Here is a 26,023-nt window from a genome sequence, read left to right as displayed (position 1 = left end):
AATTCTGTTTATGAATTTGTTTTGAGTCCAAACGATCTTATTTAGGTTACAATAATCATCAAAATATTGTATTATAATGAGAAAAGCGGAAAAAAAGCGCATGAGAGAGTGAATGAGAATAAAAGGAGCACCTGTAATGAATCGACTTACTTATGTCTTTCTTCTTTTATTAGGAGCAAGTAGCTATGGAATCCATGCTTGTATTGTTAAACTAGCTTTTAAACAAAACTACTCTGTACCAGATGTGACTGGGAGTCAATATTTATTCGGACTTATTATTCTACTATTGCTTCTACCCTTTTTTAAAAAAGTTACATTGTCTCTCAAACACATCCTTCTACTAATGCTGGTCGGAATGTCTCTTAGCTTAACTGGAATCTTTTATGGTTTAAGTCTTGAACGAAATTCAGCAACTATTGCCGTTGTATTGCTGTTTCAATTCTCGTGGCTTGGCATCCTATTTGAAGCAGTTTATGAAAAAAGAAGCCCTTCTCGGAAAAAAATGCTGGCCGTTCTTTTTTTAATTAGTGGAACAATTTTTGCGGGAAAGCTTGTACCATGGGAAGCCTCTAGTTACTCTGCATCAGGATTTTTTTATGGAATTCTGTCTGCATTTTGCTTTGCAATCTTTCTGTTTGCTGGCGGAAAAGTGGCGACTCACGTACCAAGCATACAGCGAAGCATCATCATGTGTTTTGGAGGCTTGCTTCTGATTTTCGTAGTATTTTCTCCAGATTTTATGACAAATGGCACATTAATAGGTGGCGGATTATGGAAATATGCCCTATTAGCAGGAATTTTTGGCGTGGCTATGCCAATCGGATGTTTTGCCATCGCTGCTCCTAAGGTAGAAGCTGGACTTGTTACGATTATTGGCTCAGCAGAGCTTCCTGCAAGCATCATCGCGGCTATGATTTTGCTGCAGGAAAAAGTAACTTCTTTTCAATTTATAGGAATGTTACTTATTCTTATTGGAATTGCTATTCCTCAAATCCAAACACGAAATTCTAAATTAGAAAGCTATAAAAGTGTATAAAAAAGCGGTTCAAAAGCATCAGGCATCTTTCTGCACGTTTGCAAAATAGCCTGGCTTTTGAACCGCCTTTTTTCACTTCAAATTCCTGAAAACATTATAACAGAAAAAAAGTACTCCCAAAACCGTCAGTGTGGCACCTATTGCTGTACCTAGCACCCAAGCATCGTTTTTTGTTGTAATAAGGGCAAATAAGGATCCCATCATGATAGGTAAACCAAATGAATGTAACCAAAAGTGTCCGATTCCTAACTTATTTCGAGATAAATCCGGAAAAATATGATAAATAATTCCTGCTAGAGTTAAGGCAGTCCACCCTAATAGGTTAATATGCGCGTGAACCGGGGCTAAATCATGAGAATGAGATATAGACATGTAATAACCAAGCAACACACCAATTGCAAAGTAAATGACAGACATTTTTATTAATTTAATCCCCATCTTCTCACCTCCCTTCTTTATAATGTACGAAGAAAGGGATTATAACAGAACAAATAATAACGTATTAACAGTATTATTCCTTGCTTTTACAATTTCCCAGGAAATTCGACATGTATTAAAACCCTTATTTTGGTAAAACTTGTTTGTAGAGGTGAAACCAATGCGAGGGATTATGTTTACGAATGGAAGTTTAGAAATTGAAGGCTTGACTGGGAAAGAAAGCATTAAAAAGCAACTAGAAGTGATCCAGCAATATTTTAAGGAAAAACATATAGAAGTAACCACGCTGAATACTAATCAAATTTATAAGCATTATACAATACTACATGCCCTGTTGTTTGATTTGGAAAAAAATAAAGCTCATCTTGACTGCTTTGTTACCTATTCAAACTGCGCTACAGAGCGATTTAAATCATTGTACCCTGAAAAATGGGAGCAGCTCGTGAACCATTTCACTCACATTATAGAGTTAGATAGTTGGATAAGAGGATCAAAAATGTAATGGTCTTTTTATTCTATTTAATGCTCCTCTAGTGAACTGTGTTACATAAAAAAAAGATAATCAAGATACTAACAAACTATTCAACTCGAAAAACATTTCTGAATATTGATATTTAGATTGCGTAGGCTTTGAATGAACACACCATGATTTAAACACACATAGGTCAAACATAAGTTATTTAATTTTAGTGAATTTCTGTTCAAAAGGAGTATAATCATGCTGCATCATATTGAACAAATCTCGAAAACTCAAAATCTTTCAGTTGAAGTGGTTGCACCATTTGATCCGTTTTAATTGGTTCCCAAATTCGTTAAATTTTGAAAAGAATGTTCTTTTTTTGAAACAAACCAAAAATTGTTTCGTCTAACTTTATGAAAAGCAAGAAACCCAAAATCTTTTTTCCGGAAAAAAAGATGATTGAATCCTTATAGGGAGTGTAGAACATGAAACCTTTTAATACATTGGTTTTATCGGTATTATTAGCATTTGCCCTTTCAGGGTGTGGGACAAATGCAGAAAAAAGCTCAGAACCCGTAAATGGCGCAAAAGTAAGCAAAGAAACTTCCAATACCAGTGAAAAAGCCAAAGAAGAAAAAACTCAACCAAGTTCTGAAGAAAATAATGAAAACAATAGCCAAGAAATCGAAAAAAGTGAAACAAACCAGGCAACCCCACCTTCCCAAAAAGATTTAGAAGTACTTGTCGAGGGAGTAAAGGAAATGCGACCTGCCACTTTAAAAGAGAGTAACCTTGGTTATTACCTGTATGTTCTGAAAAATTTCAGCTTGGAATCTGAGGAACCAAATAAGGATGTATTGATGTCCCAATTTGATGGCTCTTTCTTTGCTAGAATTGAGAAGCTTGGAGAAGATGCAAATTTTGATGAAATAAAGAAAAACATCATGAAAACTTATGAAGGAAATATTATGGCCGAAGACCCTAAAAATCTTTTTCAAAAAGAATTCCACAACGCCTCCTTTTTTCTAATTGCTGAATCAATCGATAAAAAAGATGGTGTAAAAACAACCGTCATGTATGTTGGCAAAGAAGTGGATGGGCAGCCTTATTTATTTACGGTCTTCCTACCACTTAAGGAAGCTGCAGAGGGGATAGGTCCTAACCTTTGGGCAATGCTCGCATCCCTGCAAAATAAATAATTGTGAAAAAGTGAAACTTCCAATCTAAAAAGATGGTCTTTAGTGATCATCTTTTTTTTAATTTCTTGATTCAGATGTGATATGCTACTTTTATGAGGTGATAATTTTGATTACATGTGAAAAATGTCATAAACAGTTTGATGAAGAATTAATCGTTCAAACAGATGAGTTTAAAGAAGAAGGAGAAATTAAAAACTATTGCTCGACTTGTTTTGTAGAAGGCGCTAAAAACGGTTTTGGACATTATGATATTGGAACATGCGAAGTGTGTAATAGCCCGCTTGTCCTTCAATATGATGAAGAGGAAACCGTTGAATTAGTGAAATTTGACGGAACCGTACACTATATTTGCAGCAAAGTACGTGACGCATTAGAGAAAGATGCAAGCGAAGAGGAAATGCAAAAGCTAGAAGAAGAGGAGCATGAATACTTGATTGTTTATGCGATTGAACCTGAAGAGGACTATTTTTCTGATGATGAATAATATTAAATAAGATGTATTAATACATACGACTTATGAATTCCTGCTATGTTCATGACTGGAGTCGTTTGCACTTACATTTTTTATGCTCCAGAAGGCTTCCAATTGAGCTATGAAACCTCGGTTATGATTGGCGGTTTCTTGACCCTGCTTGTTGGTGCTTGGTATGTATCCAGGCTGCTTCCAAACAGTCCAAAAGTCTTTTCAAAGGATCTATCTTAACAAGGAAAGCGTCAAAAAGTTATATCTTTTCTTCAATGAACAAACCGCATCTCGACTTTGAAAAGTCCGGATGCGGTTTGTTTCGCTTTATAAAATCTCTTTTTGACAGTGGCACTCTATTTCATTCTCTTGGCTAGCCCATGCCACATGTAATAAACTTCTTCACTATATTTGACTGCGTCCTGCTGAAGCCAACCCATTATATCTCTAGTTTTTCGGTCTTTTTCCTCGAGAGGAACGATTCCTTTGCCCATTTCGAGCATGATCAGTATGAATTGGCAGTCACTTTCGCTCCATTGCTGAAAGAGATGCTTATATTTCTCTCGAATCATTTGTAAGCTATTCTCTTTAAGGTCATTTGAAACCCATATTTCAAAGCCTTCAATGACAAGCGTTTTTCCAATTTGAATCAAATGGGACCAATCCTCGAGATTTTCCCCATTGTAAGCAGAGAGCCAAACTGCTCCTTCCCACATTTCTCTCACAAATCGTCTTTTTCCGCTGTAGGCACCACCGATAACGAGCTGCATGTCCACTCCTCCCCTGCTTTAACCAAAGTTAATTCATACCCTTTACCAAAAGGTATGTTCAATTCCCAGTAAGATACTGTATGTACAAGATCTGAAATCAGCTGACGTATCACTCCACCATGCGTTACAATTGCAATAGAATTAGCTTTACTCTTTATACAATCATCCCAAAATTCACGCACTCTTTTTTTAAAATCTTGTCCGTTTTCACCATTTGGCGGGCTCATTTTTTCCCAGTTATCGATCCACTGCCTGTATGTAGGATTTCCCTTTAAATCGTCGTACGTTTTTCCTTCCCAGCTGCCAAAATTCAATTCCCGCAGCCGCTGATCTATAATGGTCTTCCTTTCACTTAACAAGAAAGCAGCTGTTTGTTGGCAACGTATTAAATCACTCGAATATACAATATCGGGAGGGTTGGTAAGAAAGAATTTTTTAAGAGATTGATAGCTTTCCATTTCCTGATTTATAATTGGCTCATCACTGTGCCCCAAATACCTTTTGTCTTGATTCCAGCTGGTCATTCCATGCCTAACAAAAACAACACGTAAACAACGAATAGATTCCATAATTCAGCTCCTTCAATAGAAGCACCCACCGTGTCTCCATTTATTCCTTGAAATTGCTTTGTTGCCCATTTGCCAAAAAGCCATGAGAACACGAATTGCAAAAGCACGATCAAAAGAACAGTTTGTTCCATCCATAAGAACGGAAAAATCCAACCAAAGCTAATCCATAAATCTTTTTTATCAAGTTTACTTTTCCAAAAATAAGCCATTCCTTTCTTTTGAAAAGGCTGAAAAAAATAAAGCTGCATTAGTGCTTGAAACCGTGCAAGGATCGGGATGAGTAAAAGATAGAGCCAAAGCCCTTCTTCAACAATACGCAATAATTCAAATAGAACGATACATTTCCATGCAAGTAAAAAGAATAAGGCAATGACAGCAAAGCTGCCTACTCTTGAATCTTTCATAATTTCTTGTTTTTTCTCTACGTTTCCATTTGAACCTACTGCATCAGTAACATCCATGAAGCCATCAACATGCAACCCTCCTGTTAAAAACAGCCAAAGCGACAGAATCCCTAATGCAACAATATATAGCGGGAAAATATCTGAAAACAGTAGAAAAAATACTGACAATACAACACCTATGGTGCAGCCTGCAAACGGATAAAAGCGAAGTGCCCATTTTAATGAATGGTCATTGACTTCACATTGTACAGGTAAAGGAATTCTTGTCAAAAACTGCAAAGCTAACACAGCTCCATAAAAAAGGTTTTTCATGCTGAATCTCCTTAAATCGTATTGATTACATCATGATGATAAACTCCATTTCTTTTCCAATAAAATAGGAAACCACCCATCACTTCAACTACCGTGCTGGAATGAAGAATCGAATAAGAATGAACTTTTTCAAGCTCACGAATATATCTTTCGACCAAAGCATTCTTAATCGGAACACCTTCATTCACATCATTGGAAACAAGATATAGAGACATCTCTTTTTCTTTTACCCATTCAAATACCTGCCGAAGCTCTAGTTGTATTTTTTCTGATGAATGTTCAGCAAATAGTAGATTACTTACCCAAACCGTTAAACAATCAATTAGTACAACCGCTTTACAAGGAATGTCACGGATAGCTTTGGAAAGATTGAAAGGCTCCTCAATGGTGACCCAGTGAGAGGCTCTATTTTGTTGATGCATTCGTATTCTTTCATTCATTTCTGTTCCAGTTTGATAAGTAGAGGTAGCAATATAAAAAAGACCGCTTGCATTTCTTACAGAAAACTCATTCAAGGCCCATTCTTCAGCCAATGAACTCTTGCCGGACCGTGCTCCTCCTGAAACGAAAGTAATCATCTCTCTTGCCTCCATTTTTTTAGGTGCTGTACAAGACATTCGTTTTCCAATCTTGTTCTTACAGCTAGTCTAACACAACGTCCTTCTAAACTATGAAAATGATATGTATGTCGAGCTACAATTCCTTTTTGGGCAAGAAATAGGATAAGAGGCTCATGGTCTTCTAGAAAAGGATCTTTTAACAAATAAAAGTTCCAAGGATTGGGGATACAAAATACAGTGCTTTCAATAAATAGTAACTGCTCACAAGAACAAATAAAGGCAACAAGAAAGCTAAAATACTCCCTTTTAGCACTTTCAAGCTGCCTTTATTCCAATTGTTATTCTCCCAAATAATAGAACAGGGTGTGGAAGCCATTTTGGATCGCCCATTACTAAATCAAAAAGGATGGATAATAAAATAACATAAAACTCTGGCTTATCTAAGAACAGCACTTGCATCACGTTCTCTCTTTAATGCTTGTTCTATCTTCCTCACTAAATGAGAAAAAATTTGTTCTTTTTCAATCTCCGACAAACACTTTATTTGTTCAGCTTCTGCGTTCTTATTTCGAAGGGCGCCTATCGCAATTAAGGATTGGTCAGATTGATCAAAATGCCATTTGGCTTTAACACCTGCCACCATTGTTAAAAGTGTAATTAAATCAGCATCCGTCAAAAGTGCATCTGTTAATAAACCGATGTGATACTCTTTTTGATTTGGAGTTTTAGATAAAATAACGGCATATGAACAGCAATCTTTACCATTTTCAATCGGAATATTTCCTTCATGAAATGAACAGAGCAAGGAAGGATGATTCTCTTTATGACTAGGAAAGACTAAAGCTCCCTCTGAATTTGCATGGCTACGATCTTCATTTCCTGAAAAAATCCATTCTTCACTCCAACCAAGTCCTTTACCGTTTATCCCTGCAGATATCGTTCTAAAAGGCTGTTTCATTAGTACATGAAGCTGATTTTTTTGTTCCTCTATCACGATGTTCGATGAAAAGGTTGAATCTGCCTCTTGCAAAAAGGTAGGAGAAAGTGAAATTTGTGTTTTGGCCACCTCAGGATGGGGATGAAAATTCAAATTCACTCCATACACTTTGCTAAATTCCAAACCATCGTCTACGTTAAGTCTAGAATATACCCTTTCTAATTTTCCGTTCTGAAGTAAACCTAGTTGGTCGGCATATAAGGAAGCTAAATTCAAATCATGTAAAATGGCAACAATCGTTAAATGGGTTGTTTTTTGCAATTCTTTTAATAAATCCAGAAGCTCAATCGTGTGCCGGACATCTAGATGATTAGTCGGTTCATCTAAAAAAAGCAGCTCTGGCTCTTGAGCTAATGCCTTGGCAAGAAGAACACGCTGTTTTTCTCCTCCGCTTAATAGTCGAAAAGGCTTGTTTCGAAAATGTAAGACTGATGTTTTTTTCATCGCCTCTTCCACTACAACAAGATCTTCCTGACTAGTATCTTTGAAAAACATGGAACGTTGATATGGATATCGTCCAAGCATCACGATTTCTTCCACTGAGAAATCCAAACCGACTTCATTTTCTTGGGTCATGACAGCCGTTTTTCGAGCGAGCTCCTTTGAAGAATAATCTTGTATAGGCCTACCATCTAAGGTAATCTTCCCTTTATGAACAGGCAATGTTCCCATTAAAAGACGGATCATCGTTGTTTTCCCGCTGCCATTTGGTCCAAGCAAAGCAAAAAAACTTCCTTTCTCAACGGTAAAAGAAAGTTGATGCACGACTGCATTCTTGTAATCATATCCGCCTGTTAGCCCTTCAACTCTTAACATCATTTTTTCTCCTTTGCCTGATCAGTCTAAATACTTGTAAATAGACTGGTACAAAATCCTTCTTTTCTAAAGCTCCCCTCTTTTTTTCAATCGGTTTTTGATCAGCAGGGCAGCAAAAATGGGTGAACCTATTAAGGCTGTTACTACACCGATTGGCAGCTCCTTTGGAGATATGATGGTTCTAGCCAGTAAATCAGCAAGCACCAAATAGCCTCCCCCAATAAGCATGGAAAATGGCAGCACAACCCGATGATTGGCTCCGGTTAATAAACGGACCAAGTGAGGGATTACCAATCCTACAAAACCGATTGGACCGGAGACTGCAACCGCTCCACCCGTAAGAATAGCTGCCCCCACCAAGATGAGCGCTTTTTTCTTTTTTACATCCATTCCAGAAAATCGAGCAGATTGTTCTCCTAATGCCATCGTATTCAGCTCTCTGTAATGAAGCAAAATGATGAGGGTCCCAAGCACAAAGAATGGGATCATCAGTTTTACATGGCCCCAGCCTCTCATAGATACACTGCCCATAATCCAATAAAGAATTTGACTAATATCTTCTTTAGGAGTGAGAGCAATAATGAGCGAAACAAATGCACTAATAAAAGAAGAAAGGATGATTCCTGCTAAAATAATCGTTTCATTCGTTAGTCTACCGCTTGCAAATTGCGTAAGGGAAAGAACAATCAATAAGGTGAACATACCCGTAGTAATTGCAACCACAGGCAGTGTAAAATCTCCTAAAAAAGGGATTTGCAGCCCTAAAAAAATAATAATGACGGCACCAAGAGAAGCTCCTGATGAAACGCCGATCGTGTAAGGGTCAGCGAGTGGATTTTGAAGTAAGCCTTGAAATGCAGCACCTGCTAATGACAATGCTGCCCCAACGAAAAAGGCAAGCATTACTCTCGAAAACCGAATTTCCCAAATGATCATTTCGGTACTAGCTTCTCCTTGAAACAGAGATAAACCCGTAACCTTACCTATGATGATCTTGATAATATCAGGGACGGTTACAGAAACCGCCCCGACAAAAACTCCAACAATAAGTGAAACAAAGACAAAAATAAGTGAGAATAATCCTAACAGTTTATTTCGATTATTTGAAAATGTCCGGATAAATGAATTTTCCAAGCTCTTCCACCCCATCTACTAAACGAGGGCCTGGACGTGTTACCATGTCACTGTTTACATCAAACACTTGACCATTTTTGACTGCTTCTACTTCCTTCCAGCCCGCACGATTTAATACTTGCTCTTTCGGATGATCTACATAGTAGCCATACGTTGTGATAATTACCTCTGGATTACGCTTGACGATTTCTTCTTCGTCCATCTTCACCCAGCCTTGTTGGTCGGCAGCAACATTTTCGGCACCAATCATATCTAGCATTTCCTGCATGAAGGTTCCTTTTCCTGTTGTGAAAATATCTGGCTGAGGAGAAACCTCCACCCAAACTCGTTTCCTTTCTGTAACATTCTGAGCTTTCTTCTTTATATCTTCTACTTTCTTTTTCATGCCAGCAATAATCTCTTCTGCTTTTTCAGTTGTACCCGTTGCTTTTGCAAGCATATCGATCGTTTCATACACTTGATCGAAGGAGGATTTGGAGCCTACAATCACCACTTTAATGCCAGCTGATTCGAATTGCTTAATGGTATCGGAAGCATTTGTTGCATGATATTCATCTAAGAAGGCTACATCCGGTTGAAGAGCCAAGATTTTTTCAACATTTAGGTCCTGAGCTCCTACCTTTTCTTTTTGAAGCGCTTGTTTCGGATAGTTATCATAATCTGATACACCAACGATTTCTTTGTCTAATCCTAGAGCAAAAAGAATTTCCGTTGAGCTTGGTAGTAAAGAAACCACTTTTTCAGGCTTTTTCTCAATGGTAATTTCTTTTCCTGTATCATCTTTAATGGTAACCGGAAACGATGATGTCTTTTCTTCTGCAGCTTGTTGAGATTCTTTCTTTTCTTCCTTTACTTCTTGATTAGTTTGTCCACAGCCTGTTAAAACACCAAGCATGAATAAAAATAAAATTGATGCAATATTTACATATTTACGAAAGCCTTTCATTTGTATTCCTCCATCTTTCATTAAATTGTTCCTTTTGAAACACTTGCACCTTCAAATGTTGCCATTTCCTTCAACATCTTAGCCGCTGCTTGGACAAGCGGATAAGCAAGCACCGCACCGCTTCCCTCTCCAAGTCTCATGTTTAATGTCAATAACGGCTTTTTCTCTAGCAAATCAAGCGTAATCTTATGGCCAGGTTCTACAGACTGATGGCCTGCTAACATATACTCCTTTACATGCTCTGATAATCTTGTCGCTAATAGCGCGGCTGATGTACAAATAAATCCATCGAGCAAAATCGGAATTTGCTTAGATGCTGCATAAAGCATAGCACCACACATTGCACCAATCTCAAAGCCTCCGACCTTTGAGAGTAAATCGATCGGGTCTTGTGGATCTGGGTTTAATAAGTCTATAGCTTTTTCTATTACTTCTGCTTTAAATGTAACTTTTTCAGAAGGGATTCCTGTACCTGTTCCTACTACTGTACGCGCAGGAACCCCCGCTAAGGAGGCTACGATGGCGCTAGCTGATGTGGTGTTGGCGATTCCCATTTCACCCACAATTAACAACCTTGCACCTCGTTCAATCGTATGTTTTGCTCTTTCCATTCCAATCTTTATTGAAAGAAGAGCTTCATCTCGTGTCATCGCGGGCTCTTTGGCAAAATTCTTTGTTCCATAGCCGACCTTTTGTACATGGACACTTGCTAGATCCATGTTAGATGCGACTCCGACATCTACGATTTCCAGCAATCCTTTGACATGATTCGTAAAGACATTGACAGCCGCTCCGCCACTGGCAAAATTCGCAACCATTTGGGCTGTCACTTCCTGAGGATAAGCGGACACTCCTTCTGCTGCGATTCCGTGATCGGCTGCAAACACAATAACCCCCGGCGGAAATACATCTGGAAACTGTGTTCCTGTCATTTTACAAAGCTCCATGGCTACTCTCTCAATCTCGCCAAGGCTTCCAACCGGTTTAGTTAAGTTGTTGATGTGTCCAATTGCCTCTTGACCCATTTGAACATCGACAGGTCTTATACTCTCGATGACCTTCCAAACATCCATTTTTTTAATATCCTCCTTAGACCGAGAATTCTTTCATTTTTTCTAATATGAGATCCATTTTTATCGAGCGTCTAACATGTTCAGCCAATCTGTCAAACTCTCTTTCTTTCAGATCTCTGAATCGGAGCGAGCGCTCGATCGGTTCTAGCCCTTTTTTCTTTCTGATCTTATTGAGATACGCTCCCCGAAATTCATCATTGTGGAACACATCATGCAGATAGGTTCCAAATAGAGTTCCTTCTTGGTTCGTACAGCCTTCCATTTCTCCTGAAAGGATGGAAAAAGGCTGGTGGTTCCTATTTAATTGCGTGCGACCCATATGTATTTCGTAACCGGATAGCAGAAGATTCTCGAATCCCTTCATCCTGCAAAACCCTTTAACTCGAACTGTTTTTTTCATTTCTGTCATTTCTGTAACCATCGGAAATAGGCCAAAGCCTTCCATAATCGTGTAGGGAGATTCAATTTGACTCGGATCCATTATTTTTTCTCCAAGCATTTGAAACCCGCCGCAAATTCCTGCCAAACAAGTTCCATTATGATAGGCTGTCTTGATTTTCTCAAAAAGCCCTGATTCACGCAGGAATAACAAATCCTCGGCCGTGTTTTTCGTACCAGGTAAAATGATAAAATCAGGATTCCCAAGCTCAGATGCCTTTCTTACAAACCTCACTCTGCAATCTGGTTCGAGGCGAAGCGGATCCACATCTGTAAAATTGGATATGCGCGGATACGCAATTACTGCTATATCAATTGCTGCTTGGTCTTTGTGATCATTACCATATTTTTGTAAAACAAGTGAATCCTCTCCGTCAATTTCAAGTCCTTCTAAATACGGGATCACACCGAGAACTGAGACACCGGTGTACTCTTCAAACCAATCTAAACCTGGCTGTAACAGGGAAATGTCCCCTCTGAATTTATTAATGATGACGCCGATCACGCGACTTCGATCATGTGGGCCTAAAAGCTGGAGAGTTCCGACAAGACTCGCAAAAACCCCACCTTTATCGATATCCCCGACAAGAATAACTGGGGCATTCGCAATACTTGCAACCCGCATATTTACCAGCTCTTTGTCAGTCAAATTGATTTCAGCCGGAGATCCTGCTCCTTCTATAACGATTACTTCATATTCTTCCTTCAATTTTTGAAGGGAATCGTGAATGGCTTGGACACCAAGCTGAAAAAACTCCTCTCGATACTGGGTAGCTTTCATCGTAGCATACGGCTTGCCGTGAAAAACAACCTGAGCTTCCATATCTCTTGATGGCTTAATGAGAATCGGGTTCATATCAGTGGTCGCAGTGGTTTTGGCAGCTTCTGCCTGAACACCCTGCGCCCTCCCAATTTCCTTTCCATCTAACGTAATATACGAATTCAATGCCATGTTTTGCGACTTGAAAGGTGCCGTTTTGTATCCATCCTGTGCAAAGATTCGGCATAGTGCAGTAGTGATCACACTTTTCCCAGCATCGGAATGTGTCCCTTGAATCATAATTGTGAGTGGCCTATTTTTCATACATCTGCCTCTTAATATTCAATGCCGTAAATGGCATCTACGCCTTCATCATAGTAATGCTTCTCTACTTGCACGACAGAAACCAAATCGGCCATTTCCTTGATTTCGTCTTTCGCATCCCTCCCAGTCAATACAACATGCATGTGAGAAGGGCGATTTTTCAAGGTATCCATAACCTCTTTGAGCGGAAGTACATCATCAATTGGAAAGCTAGTAATGCTTAGGGCATTATTGATTTCATCTAAAATGATCAAGTCATATTTCGGGTCTTGCAGCTTTTCCTTCGCTAATTCCCATGCTTTCTTTAATGCTGCTCGATGTTCTTCCGGCGTCTTTGTCCAAGTAAAACCAATCCCGAGTTGATGCATTTCAGCTCCTAGCTTCTCAAGAGCTATTTGTTCGCCATATGTACGCTCAGGTGATTTAATAAATTGAAGAATCAGCACTTTCATATCCCGGCCAAGAGCTCGAACTGCCAATCCAACAGCAGCTGTTGTTTTTCCTTTTCCATCGCCGGTATATACAAGGATTCTGCCTTTTGTTTCTTTCATTTGTTCAACTCCTTTCGTTTTCTAAGCTACCTCCTTTTAGGAGCTCATGATTTCAAAAATGAAAAGTCTTCATTTATGTTTATGTTGCTTGATTCTTCGGACTGAATAAATGGCCTAAAGTCTTCGTTGAAATTGACATATGTATGTATGTTCGAACCATAAAAAAGACCTTAACTGAGAACAGTCAAGGTCTTTTGTGTACTTTAGATAGTAAAACACAATGGTTTCTTGACTTATTCTTCCCTCCGAAAAACAAGCATCTTACGCTTTAAAAGCAGGTCTCCTGGCTTCGCACTTCATCTCTGTTTGACCCTTCCCAACACTTCGGTCAGTGGTACTTTCAAACAAATCTGTGCTTACAGTAGCGGGGGCTGCACCGGATTTTCACCGGTTTCCCTATTATCCTTCAAAAAGGCACTTTTAAAGACTATTCATTTTTGTTCATTGTACTCCAGATTGAGTCGTTTGTCATTAGCTTTTTCTATGTCTAAATCATTTTATGTGAACATTCTTACTATTTTTGATAATAAAGAGGAACTTCCATCAGTGGGGGTTTTCTTTTCCACCACTTAGACTTCATCAATCCCTTTCAAGCTTAAAGTAGGGGTTTTACTGCCAGTAAATGCCGGATCAATCATGCGATCACATAACTCGATTCACCATTTTGGACTAAGGTTTTTTTACACATGTTGGTCTTGTCCTAATGTATACGCGAATAACAATGATCATTGCCATTCTTCTAAAGAAAACACATGATAGTGAGGAGAGGTTGATCTCCGTTTCAGGATGCTCGCTTTCCGCGGGGCGGGCGGTGAGCCTCCTCGGCAGTCAGCTCCTGTGGGGTCTCACCTGTCCCGCTGCTCCCGCAGGAGTCTCGCACCTTACGCTCCAATCAACCAATTTTTTTATCAACGGTTTTCATTCCCATAACCTATTTAAAAACAACAATCTTTTAGAAAAGAGCCTTAAATAAAAAAGGTTACTTGCCTTGAAGGCATGTAACCTTTTCTATTCTTCATACAAATGACAAGCGACAAAATGGTCTTTATCTACTTCCTTCATTTCTGGCTCTACTTCTGCACATTTCGCGGTAGCGAATGGACATCTTGTACGGAAACGACAGCCGCTTGGCAAATCTAACGGACTTGGAAGCTCACCAGTGATCGGTTCATAGACAGCTTCTTTCGCTCTTGCAGGATCCGGAATCGGAATGGCTGATAGAAGAGCCTTCGTATATGGATGCAGTGGATTTTTATACAATTCTCTACTTGGAGAGATCTCCACGATTTTTCCTAGATACATCACACCGATTCGATCAGAAATGTGGCGAACCATAGATAAGTCGTGCGCTACAAAAAGATACGTTAATCCCATCTCATCTTGTAAGTCTTCTAGAAGATTGATAACCTGAGCCTGAATCGAAACGTCTAATGCTGAAATGGCTTCATCAGCAAGGACGAATTCAGGTTGGACAGAAAGGGCGCGGGCTATGCCGATGCGCTGACGCTGACCACCGCTAAATTCGTGCGGAAATTTCTCTAAAGCGTCTTTCTTGAGACCGACCTTTTCAAGAATCTCCTCAATCCTCTCCTGCTTTTCACGTTTTGATAGCTTCATATGAATGTCGAGAGGCTCACTGATGATTTCTTCAACATTCATATAGGGGTTCAAGGAAGAATAAGGATCTTGGAAAATCATTTGCATCTTTTTCCGATAGACCTGCATCTCTTTTGAGCCTAACTTTGTAATATCGACTCCTTCAAATCTCACTTCTCCAGCTGTCGGTTCGTATAATCTTGTTACGGTTCTTCCAAGCGTTGATTTACCGCAGCCAGACTCTCCTACAAGTCCGAAGGTTTCACCTTTTTTGATCGAAAAGCTAACATCATCCACCGCTTTTACGATCTGCTCATTTCGAGAAAATACAGAGGATTTAACAGTAAAATATTTTTTTAAATTTTTAACCTCAATTAAGGTTTCACCCATTACTCTCACCTACTTTCTCTGCAATCCAGCACATAGAACGTTGTGTTGGTGAAAAATGTTTATAATTAGGCATTTCTGAATAGCATTTTTCGAAAGTATATGGGCATCTCCCGGCAAACGGACATCCCTTCGGCAGGTCTGACAAAGAAGGGGCACTCCCTTTAATAGGCTTCAAGCGCTGCTTTTCTTCATCATCCAAACGAGGAATGGACTCTAGCAATGCTTTTGTGTAAGGATGCTTGGGACGATAAAAAATTTCCTCAGCTGTACCTTCCTCCATAATCATTCCCGCATACATGACGATGATGCGGCTGCAAAGGCTAGCCACCACTCCTAAATCGTGTGTGATCAACGTGATGGACATATTGTTATCCTGCTTTAATTTTTTCAAAAGCTGTAAAATTTGCGCCTGAATCGTCACATCCAATGCTGTCGTCGGTTCATCTGCAATTAACAGCTGTGGCTTGCAGCAGAGGGCCATGGCGATTAACACCCTTTGTCTCATCCCGCCGCTAAATTCATGAGGATACTGATCTAGTCTTTTTTCAGGTGAAGGAATCCCAACAGAACGAAGAGCCTCGATCGCTTCCTTTTTTGCTTCTGCTTTATTCATCCCTCGAATTCTTACAAGCAAATCGATTAAATGATCTCCAATTGTTTTTAAAGGATTGAGAGCTGTCATCGGATCCTGGAAAATCATGGCGATTTCCTTACCCCTAATCTTTCGCAATTCTTTTTCCGAAAGTTTTTCGATATGCTTTCCATTTAATACAATTTCACCTGATTCCACTTTTGCATTGGAAGGCAGAATACCGAGGATGGATTTCATCATGACGCTTTTTCCGCTTCCTGACTCCCCAACAATTCCTAAGATTTCTCCTTTATTTACGGAAAAACTTACGCCGCGCACTGCATCTTTTTTTGTCTTTCCGTCATAAAATGCGGTACGTAAATCTTGAATTTTCAATAGTTCAGTAGAATTCACGATTTCACCTCCTATTTGCTCCTTGTTTTCGGTTCTACCGCAACTCTTAATACGTCCCCTAGCTTATTAAATGAAAAGACGGTTAATACAATGAACAAACCAGGTAGAATCGCCATATAAGGCGCGTTCCCTAAATTACTTTGGGCATTTTGCAGCATGCTCCCCCATGAAGATACAGGCTGTTGAACACCTAATCCTAAAAAGCTCAATGCCGATTCCATCATGATGGCGTTCGCAATGCTTACGGTTGAAGCCACGACAATTGTAGGGAAAACAGCGGGAATAATGTGTTTTCCGATAATCTTGAAGAAAGATTGACCGGATGCTTTTGCATAAAGGACATATTCCCTTTCTTTAATCGAAAGTGTCTCAGCACGGACAAGTCTTGCCGTGCTCATCCAAGTAAACAAGCCAATCACAAGAATGATCGCTTTTAAACCTGGAGTTAAATAAATACTCACTACAGTTACAAGAATCATCCAAGGTATGGAAGAGATAATATCAACCATTCTCATTAGAACATTATCCAACCGGCCGCCGAAATATCCGCTGATGGTTCCAACTAAAACTCCAATGCTCGTTGAAATAACCATCGCCAAAATTCCTACAGTAAGTGAAACTCGACCTCCATACAGCGCTCTTGTAAAATAATCACGCCCAAGCTCATCGGTCCCAAACAGATGCTCACCGCTTGGAGGCTGTAGAACGTTCTCAATATCCACTTCGTCAGGAGTATAAGGAGACAAGAAGGCAAAAACGGATGATAAAATAATCAAGACTAAAAAAATGACGGAAATCAGTGCAGTCTTGTTGCTCATTAATTCCTGTTTAATTCCTTGAATTCTACGATTCTTTTTCTTTGCCATTCTATCACCTCATTTCCTTAATTCTTGGATCTATGATGACATACAAAATATCAGAAAGCAGGTTTCCTATAATTACAAGAGAAGAGGACAATAGCATAATCGCCATAACGACAGGATAATCAAAGCCTTGTATCGCCTTGACGAAATACGGACCAATGCCTGGCCATCCGAAAACTGTTTCAGTAACGAAAGCTCCTGTCACTAAAATGGGAAGGCTCATCCCCACGATTGTCACAATGGGAAGTAGTACATTGCGAAGAACATGCTTGTATAAAATCATAAAACCTGATTCTCCATATGCTTTTTGAACCATTACATAATCCTCTGAAAGCTGCCCGATTGTAGATGAGCGTACGAATCTCGTCAATTCAGGTAAAAAGGCAAAAGTCAAAACCGTACATGGCAGAATCAAATGCATAACGAGATCTTGAATCGATTCTTCTTGTCCAATTGTATTCATTCCAAGAATCGGGAGTAAGTTTAAGCGATAACCAAAAATAAAAATCAAAATCATCGCAAACCAAAAGCTAGGAATGGAAATCCCAATCGAACAAAATCCATCAATCCATTTATCTGCCCATTTCCCTTTTTTTGCACCTGCAACTAGACCAAGTACAATCGCCAAAAATAGAGCTACTATATAAGCCGGTAGAACAAGTGCAATCGTATTTGGGATTCTCGTCATTAAATCCTCGGCGATACTTTGATGGGTTACAATGGAATACCCTAAATTCCCTTGCAAAATTCCTTTGATCCAGTAAAAATACTGAACATAGGCCGGCTTGTCCAAACCGTATTTTTCTTTAATGAGTTGTACAGTCTCTTCTGTCATATTTGGTGTGGTCATCGCATCGACCGCATCATACGGAGCAAGCTGGATGAGCATAAAGCAAATAACAGAAATAAGGAATAATAGCGGAATGGCTTGTAGTAATCTCTTTACAATATAGTGCAGCATCCTTTTCCCCCCTCAATTCATTTTTTTAGTACATAGATTTTATCGCAAATTTCAGGAAGCAGTTGAAAAATCAAGCCTATAAACCCATATCGTACAAACATAGCATCTGTAAAGTTTACGGAAAAAACCTTGCCCAAATCATGATATGGGCAAGGTTTTTCTAAAATTTTTACGAAAAATTATTTAAAAGAAAGCTTAGACAGATCTTCAAACGTGTAAACAGGAACTAATCCTGCTTCTTCAATGCCTGTAAGATTTGAATCAACAGCTAAAATACGTTTATTTTCTGTGATTGGGTAGAATACTGCGTCATCGATAATCGTTTTTTGTAGCTCCTCATAGATTTGCTGTCTCTTCGCTTCGTCTGTTTCCACACGACCTTTGTTGAACAGCTCATCTACTTTTGGATTACTGTAATGCATGTAGTTTGAAGGAGAGCCAGTTACGAACAAGGAGTTAAATGTATCTGGGTCAATTCCCATGATATATCCGTTTAAGTACATATCAAAGTCACTGTGCTCTGTTTCAAGCTTTTGGAATAGAGCTGTTGAATCCATTCCCACAAGCTCTAAATGAATGCCAACCGCTTTTAAGTTTTGCTGTATAACAGCTGCTTGCTTTTGTTGGAAAGTATTGTTCGCAGTATACGCCAATTTCAAGTTCAGTTTTTTGCCGCCTAACAGTTCCTTCGCTTTTTCTACATTATAATCATGCTTTTCAACATTGTCAGTGTAGTATGTTGCTTTTCTTGGTAAGAAGGAATACGCAGGCTCAGCATATTCATCAGATATATAGCTTGCTTTGATAATTTCATCACGATTTAGTGCATAAAGAATAGCTTTACGTACATTTTTATCCTGAACGGTTTTTGAACCCATGTTGAATGCCATGTAGCCGACACGACCTTCGTCATATGGCAGCACAGTAACATTCTTGTCATTTTCAAATTTCTTTACATCAAATGGTGAAATAGCCAATGCGTCGATTTCACCTTTTTGAAGCGCGATTGTAGCAGTATTAGGATCTGCAATAATACGGAATACAACCTTATCAATGCTTGGTGCACCTAAGAAGTAATCTTCGTTTTTCTCAAACGTTAAGCTTTCTCCAGCTTTGTATTCCTTAAATTTATAAGGGCCAGTTCCGATTGGATGTGCGTTTTTCGGGCTGTTTGCGATGTTCTTTTCACCCTCATAAATATGCTTAGGCATAATGAAAATGTTACCTAATGCTTCCATTGCGCTCATACTTACGCTTGGAAGTGTGAACTTAACTGTATAATCGTCAACCTTTTCAACCTTAACTGGCTTACCGTCGAAAATTAATTGTCCACGTGCCCAGCCGCCATTTTCTTCTTTTAGCATTTGCTCATATGTGAAAACAACGTCATCAGCTGTAAATGGTTTGCCATCATGCCATTTTACATCTTTTCTTAGCTTAGCTGTGTAAGTTAAAAAGTCAGCTGACGGCTCCATGCTTTCAGCAAGAAAATATTTAATATCATCCGCACTATTGTACATATATAAAGGTGAATAGATTGCTTTAATTGTCATCAATCCAAAACGATCACCTGTCGTAATAACATTAATGGCATTTCCAGGATCCCCTTCAATCCCATATACGAATGTATCTTGTTTTGTATTGCTAGTTTTTTCACTTTCTTTACCTTCTTCCTTCGTACCATTGGAAGTACATGCAGAAAGAACGACCATTAAGCTAAAAACTAGCGCTGTGAGAAAGATCCAATTCTTTCTTTTCATCTTTTTTTCCCCCTGTATATGTAATTATTCTTACAAAAAAAATTAATCCCTACTTATCATATAAGGATTAACGTTTTTCATTGTAAAGGAATTATATTGAAAAAGCAATATGCTTGTCTCGCTTTTCAGCATTTTATTTTATAACAATTTTTAAAACATTTCAATTATTTTTGTTCTTCTCTTGACAGAGTTGTTCATTGACTTTTATTGTTTGTAAACATTTTTTAAGCTAGGATAAAGCTTTGTGAATTACTCATATAGGTCACTATAAATCATAAAGTTTTCAGCGTTTGGTATATAATTTTTTGTTTCCTGCCTTTGGAAATAACAATCTACAAAATCCTCATATCTTCTATTGTCTGTTTAATCACTTTCTGTGATTAGCATTTTATCACCTTGTTGCAAGTAGCACTTGGCACATTTTTCCTATCTCACTGATTACGGCTCTACCAGCCTTTTTGTCTCTTAATTGGTCAACCAGTACGGCTACATATAATGTCTTTCCTTTGTATTTCAAAATCGCACAGTCGTGTTCCACGCCTGGGAGCTCACCTGTTTTGTTAGCGATCCAAATCTCTTTATGATCAATTAAGACAGGCAGCTTGTCAAGCAATTGTTGATGATGAAGAATACCCAGGATTTTCTCTCTACTATCAGGTGTTAAAAAACTGGCATCTTCTATTTTCCGCAAGCATGCCACGATATCAGCTGCTGTTGTCAAATTATCCTTTCCTTGCTGCAACGAAATAAAATCCATCATTTTTCTATTTATGACGGTATGCTTCAGATCAAGCGATGAAATACATGAATTGATGGAATCCATTCCAATAATATCAATTAACCGATTTGTAGCGGTATTATCAGAGACGATAATCATCAAGGTCATTAAGTCTAGTAAAGAGTACGAATTTTGACCATGTAATGCTTGGATCACGCCCGCTCCGCCAACTTTTTCTTCATCTTTCAATTCATAAACACGGTCTAGCTGCAGTTTTCCCGCCTCTACTTGGCGGAAGCCTTCTAGTAAAATAGGAATTTTTATTAAACTAGCAGAAGAATAAACATTATTGCCTTTGATATCGATCGCTTCACCATTAAGCTCGATTCTCACGCTCACTCTTCCATCACATTGTGAAACTAAGCGCAGGATCTCTTCTTTTAAAAACTCCATAGTTTGTCCTTTCTATTTCGTTGCAGCGATTTGGGAATGATTACTCTCACCCATTACTTTCTTATTATAGAGATGACAGGCAACATAATGATTCTCGTCAATTTCCTGCCACTGCGGCTTCATCGTTGCACAAGCTGGCATCGCATGCGCACAGCGAGTACGGAATACGCAACCGCTCGGAGGATTGATTGGACTTGGAAGGTCCCCTTGTAAAATAATTCGCTCCCTCTTATCTTCCACATCAGGATCAGGAATGGGAATAGCAGACAATAGAGCTTGTGTGTATGGATGAAGCGGATTTTTATAAAGCTGGTTACTGGTTGTTAGCTCAACAAGGTTTCCTAAATACATTACACCGATTCGATCGCTGATTTGTTTGACCATGGATAAGTCATGAGCGATGAAAAGATAAGTGAGTCCTTTTTCTTTTTGAAGCCTTCTTAATAGATTCACGACTTGAGCTTGAACGGAAACATCAAGCGCAGAAATTGGCTCGTCAGCAATGATGAACTCAGGATCTAAAGCCAATGCTCTTGCGATCCCAATCCTTTGGCGTTGGCCGCCGCTGAATTCGTGCGGATAGCGGTTCGCATGATCACGATTCAAACCTACATCCTCAAGCAGTTCATATACTCTTTCCATTTGCTTCTTTTTATCCTTATACAGTCCATGAACTTCCATCGGCTCTGAGATAATTTCCCCGACTGTTGAGCGAGGATTTAAAGAAGCGTAAGGGTCCTGAAAGATCATTTGCATTTTTTTATGAAAGGCAAAGCGCTCTTTATTGTTCATCTTATGAATATTTTTTCCGTTGTAAAGGACCTCGCCGTCAGTAGCGTCATACAGCCCAATAATCGTTCGGCCGATTGTAGATTTACCGCAGCCGGATTCTCCTACCACACCAAAGGTTTCTCCTTTAAAAATTTGAAAGGAAACATCGTCGACTGCTTTTAATACTCCCGCTTTTCCCATGTTGAAGTATTTTTTTAAAGATTTCACTTCTAGCAATGCTTGTGTATCCATGATTATTCCTCCGTATTCTGCCAGTAGCGTCTTGCTGCACATAGTTCTTTTTCATAAACGGTCTCTTTTAACTCAATGATTTCAACTGTTTTTCCAGTTTTAGGTGAATGAAGCATTTTCCCGTTCCCATAATAGATGCCAACGTGATGAATAGCCCCTTTCCCTTCCTCATACGCAAAAAACAATAAATCTCCAGGCAGAAGTTGATTCAAATCCACTTCTTCGCCTTTTGCAGCTTGGTCGTGAGCATCGCGTGGGATGATGTAGCCATTTGCTTTGCACATAGAATAGCTGAATCCTGAGCAATCGTATCCGTAGCTGCTCATACCACCCCAAAGATATGGCAAATCAAGAAACTGCTCACCTGCAGCCACAATATCCTGACCGTTCCCTTTAGGAATAGCTTGGAGTGATGAAAACACTGTGACCTCTTCTTTTCTAAGCAGAGCTTGACCCATAGGTGTTTCTACTTTAAGATAGCCGTTTTCTTCTGAAACATATGGCAAGCGAGTTTGATAGCTTAATTCCAAAATAGCGATTTGTTCTTCTGAATACAGCGTGGCTTTTTTTGCTGTCACTACGGCAATCGGTTTGTTTGCCAATGAAAATGAATCATTCTTGATTAATTGCTGAGTCGGTATCCAGCCTGGATAGCCTCTTTTATCCTTTGAAGAAGGCTGATCTACCGCGAAAATATGACTCCATCCTTCCTTTTCCTCTAAAATTAGCACCTCTTCGCCGTATAAGCATTGAGTTTGAACTAGATTTTTTTCACAAAGAGCTAGTAATTCTTCATACGTTTGATTTTGTAGCCAGGATGATACATCTGCCGGATTTTCAATTGCTTTTGCATCTAGATCACGGGCTGAATCAAACAAAGTCCACACTGTTGCAACCGGAACGTTTACCCATCTTATTTCCATGATTTATACCTCGTTTCCTAGATTTACGTTCTGAATTCCTAGTCCGCTATCTTTCGGTAAAGTTATTTTTCTTCCAGCATATTGGATGCCACCCTCAATGACATCTTTAGCAAGCATAAGAGGTGCATCAAAATCGTACCGAGTAATATTTTTTTTGCTTGCAGCAAAGTGAGCTGCAGCTGTAATGCCAAGTCTCGTTTCAATCATGCTCCCTACCATACACTCCACACCATATGTTTCTGCTAATCTATTGATGATCTCAGCTTGATAGATTCCACCAGCTTTCATAAGCTTAATGTTGATAAGATCGGCACTGCGTGTTTGAAGCACTTCTAGAGCTTGTTTTGGAGAAAAAACACTTTCGTCTGCCATGATGAGTGTGTCAACCGCATCTGTCACCTGCTTTAATCCTTCGATGTCATGAGCTTTAACAGGCTGTTCGACGAGCTCGATATCAAGACCAAGGTCCTCCATGCGTCGGATGATTTTGATAGCGTCTTTCGGTTTCCAGCCTTGGTTAGCATCTAGACGGATTTTAATATGTGAGCCCACTCTACGACGAATTTCTTTCATTCGTTCCAAATCCGTTTCTACATCATCTTTTCCTACTTTTATTTTTAAAACATTAAAGCCTTTTTGAACGTATTGAACGGCATCTTCTCCCATTTCCTCTGGGTTATTTACGCTTACAGTGAAGTCTGTTTCTATTTCGTCGTGGTAACCCCCAAGGAACTGATAGAGTGGAAGACCAGCATTTTGGGCAATACAATCATACAAAGCCATATCTACAGCAGCCTTTGCACTCGAATTCCCGACAAGAACGGTTTGCAATCCCTGAAACACTGCTTCGTAGTTTAATAGATTTTTATGTAAAAGGTACGGTTTAAGTACAATCTGAATAGCAGCCTCAATGCTGTTCATACTGTCCCCAGTAATAACAAGGGTTGGCGGTGCTTCTCCCCAGCCTATGATTCCATTATCGCAAGTTATTTTTACAACGATTGCTTCAGCTGTTTCCACTGTGCGAAGTGCCGTTTTAAATGGCTTCGTCAATGGGACTGCCAATTTAAAGGTTTCAATAGAATGAATTTTCATGTCAATCATCCTTTTTGTAGGTTAAACAAAGCCTTTGGTGAAAACTTATTAGAAGAAACTTTATGTACAAGAACGTCAAAGTATGTGTGTTTGTTCTGGAACATACCGGTATTTATTCAGCTCAATTATTCTATTCTCTCCTTTTCTATTATCCTATTTCATTTCTAAAAAGGGATGTTCAATGTGAACACCCCTTTTACGTTTTTACATTATTTCTTATCTGCCCACTTTAATTCCAAGTATCCAACTGGGTGACGAACGATTCCCGTTACATCAGGATTTTGCAGCTGGACATGATTGTAGAAATGAACGCTGAAGATAGGAGCTTCTTCGAATAATAGTTTTTCAGCTTCATACATGAGCTCAAAGCGTTTTGTTTCATCTGCTTCGTTTTTAGCATCTTTAATGAGCTGATCATACTTTGCATTGCTCCAGCCTGTACGGTTCATTGCATGACCCGTTTGGAAGTTTTCAAGGAAGTTGATTGGGTCAGCATAATCAGCCAAGAATGAGCTACGAGATAATTGGAACTTAAGCGCTTTTTGCTCTTCAGAAAATACGTTCCATTCCATGTTTGCAAGCTTCACATCAACACCGAGGTTTTCTTTGAACATTTGTTGAAGTGTTTCGGCAATCTTTTGGTGAACCGGGCTTGTGCTGTATGTTAACGTGATTTCCGGAAGCTTGTCATACCCTTCCTCTTCCATACCTTTTTTCAAGAGTGCTTTTGCTTCTTCCACATTAGTCTTTAAAAGATCTCCGTTTGTTTCACGGAAGTCTTTTCCAGATGGATCAGTGAAACCGTAAGAAACGAATCCATAGGCTGGCTTCTCTTTGTTTTTCGTTACGAAATCAACGATTTGCTGTTGATCGACAGCCAATGCGAAAGCTTTACGAATGTTCTTGTTTTGGAACGGTTCCTTCGTAACATTGAAACGGTAGAAATAGGTTCCCGCTTGATCTTCAACCTTAGCTTTTCCTTCTTTAAATAACTGTTCACTCAACTCAGCTGGAACGTCAGAAGTGTCAAGCTCACCTGTTTGGAACATTTGGTATTCCGTATTAGGATCGTCAATCATTGCCCAGTGAATTTTATCAAGCTTCACATTTTCTGCATCCCAATAGTTCTTATTTTTTTCCATAACAAAGTGACTATCATGCTCCCATTCAGACAAATTGAATGGGCCGTTTCCTACAAAGCTTTCTGCTTCGGCAAACCACTCGGGATTTTCCTTTGCTATTTTCTCATTGATTGGGAAAAATGCAGGGTTTGCAATGACGCTTAGGAAGTACGCTTGAGGACTAGTTAAAGTAACCTCTAATGTTTTAGCGTCAACTGCTTTAACTTTTACATCATCAGCAGTACCCTTTCCCGTGTTAAATGCTTCTCCACCTTCAATTAAGTATCCTAAGAAAGCTGCTGGTGAACCAGTCGCAGGGTCTAAAAGACGTTTCCAAGCAAATACGAAATCATTTGCTGTTACATCATCCCCGTTTGACCATTTGGCATTTTCGCGGATATGGAATGTATACACTTTTCCATCTTCTGAAACATCCCATCTCTCAGCAGTAGCAGCTTCAGGCTCGTGATTTTCGCCTAAACGCGTTAAACCTTCCATCAAGTTGTTTAAAGCATTCCAAGAAACAGAATCAAAACCGATTGGCGGATCAAAAGAAGTTGGTTCTTGACCGTTGTTCAAGTACAATATCTTCTCTTTGTTACCTTCTGCTGCTTGCTCTTTCCCATCGTCTTTTGGCTCCGTTCCAGCATCCTTGTCTGCTGTACAAGCAGCTAGAACAAAGATCATCAAAGCAGTCATCAACATTGACAAAAACTTTTTCATACTTTTCCCCCTTTTTTATTTGTCGTATTGTCAAAACTTTTATAGTAAATAGGTTAGTAAATCCTATATTAGAGGGCTTTTTGAGCAAAAAAATTGCCACCCCCTGAAATTTAGGTAATAGTGAGGTTACCACACCGACACTAAATCCCTAAATAAAGGAAG

Annotated in this window: 26 protein-coding genes and 1 riboswitch; of the genes, 4 read left to right on the top strand and 22 right to left on the bottom strand. The window is 39.2% G+C overall.

Annotation, left to right across the window (positions count from 1 at the left end; genetic code table 11):
• Window positions 1–136 precede the first annotated feature (136 nt).
• Complete coding sequence (locus tag GD441_RS09535; RefSeq protein ID WP_153126078.1) at window positions 137–1,036, top strand: EamA family transporter; 900 nt, start codon at window positions 137–139, stop codon at window positions 1,034–1,036.
• A gap of 72 nt (window positions 1,037–1,108) precedes the next feature.
• On the opposite strand, the gene GD441_RS09530 is transcribed toward GD441_RS09535, so the two are convergent.
• Entirely contained in the window at window positions 1,109–1,474 is a 366-nt protein-coding gene (locus GD441_RS09530; RefSeq protein WP_153126076.1) for a cytochrome-c oxidase, read from the bottom strand.
• 160 nt (window positions 1,475–1,634) lie between these two features.
• On the opposite strand from GD441_RS09530, the gene GD441_RS09525 reads away from it, so the two are divergent.
• From GD441_RS09525 to GD441_RS09515, 3 genes are all read left to right on the top strand, one after another.
• Entirely contained in the window at window positions 1,635–1,976 is a 342-nt protein-coding gene (locus GD441_RS09525; RefSeq protein ID WP_153126074.1) for a hypothetical protein, read from the top strand.
• A 443-nt stretch (window positions 1,977–2,419) separates the two neighbouring features.
• Complete coding sequence (locus GD441_RS09520) at window positions 2,420–3,133, top strand: hypothetical protein (protein ID WP_153126072.1); 714 nt, start codon at window positions 2,420–2,422, stop codon at window positions 3,131–3,133.
• 106 nt (window positions 3,134–3,239) lie between these two features.
• A complete protein-coding gene (locus tag GD441_RS09515) occupies window positions 3,240–3,617 on the top strand; it encodes a hypothetical protein (RefSeq protein WP_153126070.1) in 378 nt (125 codons plus the stop codon).
• Window positions 3,618–3,952: 335 nt separating this feature from the next.
• On the opposite strand, the gene GD441_RS09510 is transcribed toward GD441_RS09515, so the two are convergent.
• From GD441_RS09510 to GD441_RS09410, 21 genes are all read right to left on the bottom strand, one after another.
• Window positions 3,953–4,366, bottom strand: a complete 414-nt coding sequence (locus tag GD441_RS09510; protein WP_153126069.1) for a bifunctional adenosylcobinamide kinase/adenosylcobinamide-phosphate guanylyltransferase — start codon at window positions 4,364–4,366, stop codon at window positions 3,953–3,955.
• Window positions 4,318–4,935 carry a histidine phosphatase family protein gene (locus GD441_RS09505; RefSeq protein ID WP_153126067.1) on the bottom strand — a complete coding sequence of 206 codons (618 nt, stop codon included), beginning with the start codon at window positions 4,933–4,935 and terminating at the stop codon, window positions 4,318–4,320. The genes GD441_RS09510 and GD441_RS09505 overlap by 49 nt, the downstream gene beginning before the upstream one ends.
• Window positions 4,887–5,651, bottom strand: coding sequence for an adenosylcobinamide-GDP ribazoletransferase (cobS, locus tag GD441_RS09500; protein WP_153126065.1), 765 nt, complete (start codon window positions 5,649–5,651; stop codon window positions 4,887–4,889). Before cobS ends, GD441_RS09505 begins: the two co-directional genes overlap by 49 nt.
• Before the next feature lie 11 nt (window positions 5,652–5,662).
• Window positions 5,663–6,229, bottom strand: a complete 567-nt coding sequence (locus tag GD441_RS09495) for a bifunctional adenosylcobinamide kinase/adenosylcobinamide-phosphate guanylyltransferase (protein WP_191992139.1) — start codon at window positions 6,227–6,229, stop codon at window positions 5,663–5,665.
• A gap of 297 nt (window positions 6,230–6,526) precedes the next feature.
• Window positions 6,527–6,670 carry a hypothetical protein gene (locus GD441_RS09490; protein WP_153126060.1) on the bottom strand — a complete coding sequence of 48 codons (144 nt, stop codon included), beginning with the start codon at window positions 6,668–6,670 and terminating at the stop codon, window positions 6,527–6,529.
• Entirely contained in the window at window positions 6,648–8,024 is a 1,377-nt protein-coding gene (locus GD441_RS09485) for an ABC transporter ATP-binding protein (RefSeq protein WP_191992138.1), read from the bottom strand. The genes GD441_RS09490 and GD441_RS09485 overlap by 23 nt, the downstream gene beginning before the upstream one ends.
• 66 nt (window positions 8,025–8,090) lie before the next feature.
• Entirely contained in the window at window positions 8,091–9,158 is a 1,068-nt protein-coding gene (locus GD441_RS09480; RefSeq protein ID WP_225434188.1) for a FecCD family ABC transporter permease, read from the bottom strand.
• Window positions 9,124–10,104 carry an ABC transporter substrate-binding protein gene (locus tag GD441_RS09475; RefSeq protein WP_153126054.1) on the bottom strand — a complete coding sequence of 327 codons (981 nt, stop codon included), beginning with the start codon at window positions 10,102–10,104 and terminating at the stop codon, window positions 9,124–9,126. Before GD441_RS09475 ends, GD441_RS09480 begins: the two co-directional genes overlap by 35 nt.
• Before the next feature lie 20 nt (window positions 10,105–10,124).
• The gene (cobT, locus tag GD441_RS09470; RefSeq protein WP_153126051.1) at window positions 10,125–11,177 is read right to left on the bottom strand and encodes a nicotinate-nucleotide--dimethylbenzimidazole phosphoribosyltransferase; all 1,053 of its coding nucleotides are present in this window, start codon (window positions 11,175–11,177) and stop codon (window positions 10,125–10,127) included.
• A 16-nt stretch (window positions 11,178–11,193) separates the two neighbouring features.
• Window positions 11,194–12,699, bottom strand: a complete 1,506-nt coding sequence (locus tag GD441_RS09465; RefSeq protein WP_225434187.1) for a cobyric acid synthase — start codon at window positions 12,697–12,699, stop codon at window positions 11,194–11,196.
• An 11-nt stretch (window positions 12,700–12,710) separates the two neighbouring features.
• Window positions 12,711–13,250: a cob(I)yrinic acid a,c-diamide adenosyltransferase gene (locus GD441_RS09460; RefSeq protein ID WP_153126049.1), complete on the bottom strand. Its 540-nt coding sequence runs from the start codon at window positions 13,248–13,250 to the stop codon at window positions 12,711–12,713.
• 256 nt (window positions 13,251–13,506) lie between these two features.
• Window positions 13,507–13,687, bottom strand: a riboswitch (cobalamin riboswitch).
• 571 nt (window positions 13,688–14,258) lie between these two features.
• Window positions 14,259–15,236: an ABC transporter ATP-binding protein gene (locus GD441_RS09455; RefSeq protein ID WP_153126048.1), complete on the bottom strand. Its 978-nt coding sequence runs from the start codon at window positions 15,234–15,236 to the stop codon at window positions 14,259–14,261.
• On the bottom strand, window positions 15,229–16,221 hold the full coding sequence (locus tag GD441_RS09450; protein WP_153126046.1) for an ABC transporter ATP-binding protein: 993 nt from the start codon (window positions 16,219–16,221) through the stop codon (window positions 15,229–15,231). The genes GD441_RS09455 and GD441_RS09450 overlap by 8 nt, the downstream gene beginning before the upstream one ends.
• An 11-nt stretch (window positions 16,222–16,232) precedes the next feature.
• Window positions 16,233–17,087: an ABC transporter permease gene (locus GD441_RS09445; protein WP_153126044.1), complete on the bottom strand. Its 855-nt coding sequence runs from the start codon at window positions 17,085–17,087 to the stop codon at window positions 16,233–16,235.
• 4 nt (window positions 17,088–17,091) lie between these two features.
• A complete protein-coding gene (locus GD441_RS09440; protein WP_153126042.1) occupies window positions 17,092–18,045 on the bottom strand; it encodes an ABC transporter permease in 954 nt (317 codons plus the stop codon).
• 179 nt (window positions 18,046–18,224) lie between these two features.
• Window positions 18,225–19,805 (bottom strand): ABC transporter substrate-binding protein, encoded by a 1,581-nt coding sequence (locus tag GD441_RS09435; RefSeq protein ID WP_225434186.1) that lies wholly within the window; start codon window positions 19,803–19,805, stop codon window positions 18,225–18,227.
• Window positions 19,806–20,196: 391 nt separating this feature from the next.
• Complete coding sequence (locus tag GD441_RS09430; RefSeq protein ID WP_153126040.1) at window positions 20,197–20,976, bottom strand: serine hydrolase; 780 nt, start codon at window positions 20,974–20,976, stop codon at window positions 20,197–20,199.
• A 12-nt stretch (window positions 20,977–20,988) separates the two neighbouring features.
• Window positions 20,989–21,999: an ABC transporter ATP-binding protein gene (locus GD441_RS09425; RefSeq protein ID WP_153126038.1), complete on the bottom strand. Its 1,011-nt coding sequence runs from the start codon at window positions 21,997–21,999 to the stop codon at window positions 20,989–20,991.
• 2 nt (window positions 22,000–22,001) lie between these two features.
• On the bottom strand, window positions 22,002–22,922 hold the full coding sequence (locus GD441_RS09420) for a C40 family peptidase (RefSeq protein WP_153126036.1): 921 nt from the start codon (window positions 22,920–22,922) through the stop codon (window positions 22,002–22,004).
• Window positions 22,923–22,925: 3 nt separating this feature from the next.
• Window positions 22,926–24,017, bottom strand: coding sequence for a mandelate racemase/muconate lactonizing enzyme family protein (locus GD441_RS09415; RefSeq protein WP_153126032.1), 1,092 nt, complete (start codon window positions 24,015–24,017; stop codon window positions 22,926–22,928).
• A 209-nt stretch (window positions 24,018–24,226) separates the two neighbouring features.
• Window positions 24,227–25,861 (bottom strand): peptide ABC transporter substrate-binding protein, encoded by a 1,635-nt coding sequence (locus GD441_RS09410; protein WP_153126030.1) that lies wholly within the window; start codon window positions 25,859–25,861, stop codon window positions 24,227–24,229.
• Window positions 25,862–26,023 lie beyond the last annotated feature (162 nt).

It is taken from the genome of Peribacillus tepidiphilus, assembly GCF_009466385.1.
GTDB lineage: Bacteria > Bacillota > Bacilli > Bacillales > DSM-1321 > Bacillus_BN > Bacillus_BN tepidiphilus.
The sequence above is the reverse complement of the archived record's forward strand: the minus strand, read 5'-3'. Positions and strand labels throughout refer to the sequence as shown.

Excerpts from the sequence above, each read along its gene's own strand:
- GD441_RS09440 (WP_153126042.1), bottom strand. The coding sequence starts at position 18,045 with ATGCTGCACTATATTGTAAAGAGATTACTACAAGCCATTCCGCTATTA.
- GD441_RS09525 (WP_153126074.1), top strand. The coding sequence starts at position 1,635 with ATGCGAGGGATTATGTTTACGAATGGAAGTTTAGAAATTGAAGGCTTG.
- cobT (WP_153126051.1), bottom strand. The coding sequence starts at position 11,177 with ATGGATGTTTGGAAGGTCATCGAGAGTATAAGACCTGTCGATGTTCAA.
- cobS (WP_153126065.1), bottom strand. The coding sequence starts at position 5,651 with ATGAAAAACCTTTTTTATGGAGCTGTGTTAGCTTTGCAGTTTTTGACA.
- GD441_RS09485 (WP_191992138.1), bottom strand. The coding sequence starts at position 8,024 with ATGTTAAGAGTTGAAGGGCTAACAGGCGGATATGATTACAAGAATGCA.
- GD441_RS09520 (WP_153126072.1), top strand. The coding sequence starts at position 2,420 with ATGAAACCTTTTAATACATTGGTTTTATCGGTATTATTAGCATTTGCC.
- GD441_RS09415 (WP_153126032.1), bottom strand. The coding sequence starts at position 24,017 with ATGAAAATTCATTCTATTGAAACCTTTAAATTGGCAGTCCCATTGACG.
- GD441_RS09535 (WP_153126078.1), top strand. The coding sequence starts at position 137 with ATGAATCGACTTACTTATGTCTTTCTTCTTTTATTAGGAGCAAGTAGC.
- GD441_RS09460 (WP_153126049.1), bottom strand. The coding sequence starts at position 13,250 with ATGAAAGAAACAAAAGGCAGAATCCTTGTATATACCGGCGATGGAAAA.
- GD441_RS09425 (WP_153126038.1), bottom strand. The coding sequence starts at position 21,999 with ATGGATACACAAGCATTGCTAGAAGTGAAATCTTTAAAAAAATACTTC.
- GD441_RS09410 (WP_153126030.1), bottom strand. The coding sequence starts at position 25,861 with ATGAAAAAGTTTTTGTCAATGTTGATGACTGCTTTGATGATCTTTGTT.
- GD441_RS09505 (WP_153126067.1), bottom strand. The coding sequence starts at position 4,935 with ATGGAATCTATTCGTTGTTTACGTGTTGTTTTTGTTAGGCATGGAATG.
- GD441_RS09430 (WP_153126040.1), bottom strand. The coding sequence starts at position 20,976 with ATGGAGTTTTTAAAAGAAGAGATCCTGCGCTTAGTTTCACAATGTGAT.
- GD441_RS09475 (WP_153126054.1), bottom strand. The coding sequence starts at position 10,104 with ATGAAAGGCTTTCGTAAATATGTAAATATTGCATCAATTTTATTTTTA.
- GD441_RS09530 (WP_153126076.1), bottom strand. The coding sequence starts at position 1,474 with ATGGGGATTAAATTAATAAAAATGTCTGTCATTTACTTTGCAATTGGT.
- GD441_RS09510 (WP_153126069.1), bottom strand. The coding sequence starts at position 4,366 with ATGCAGCTCGTTATCGGTGGTGCCTACAGCGGAAAAAGACGATTTGTG.
- GD441_RS09445 (WP_153126044.1), bottom strand. The coding sequence starts at position 17,087 with ATGGCAAAGAAAAAGAATCGTAGAATTCAAGGAATTAAACAGGAATTA.
- GD441_RS09455 (WP_153126048.1), bottom strand. The coding sequence starts at position 15,236 with ATGGGTGAAACCTTAATTGAGGTTAAAAATTTAAAAAAATATTTTACT.
- GD441_RS09465 (WP_225434187.1), bottom strand. The coding sequence starts at position 12,699 with ATGAAAAATAGGCCACTCACAATTATGATTCAAGGGACACATTCCGAT.
- GD441_RS09420 (WP_153126036.1), bottom strand. The coding sequence starts at position 22,922 with ATGGAAATAAGATGGGTAAACGTTCCGGTTGCAACAGTGTGGACTTTG.
- GD441_RS09435 (WP_225434186.1), bottom strand. The coding sequence starts at position 19,805 with ATGAAAAGAAAGAATTGGATCTTTCTCACAGCGCTAGTTTTTAGCTTA.
- GD441_RS09495 (WP_191992139.1), bottom strand. The coding sequence starts at position 6,229 with ATGATTACTTTCGTTTCAGGAGGAGCACGGTCCGGCAAGAGTTCATTG.
- GD441_RS09490 (WP_153126060.1), bottom strand. The coding sequence starts at position 6,670 with ATGCAAGTGCTGTTCTTAGATAAGCCAGAGTTTTATGTTATTTTATTA.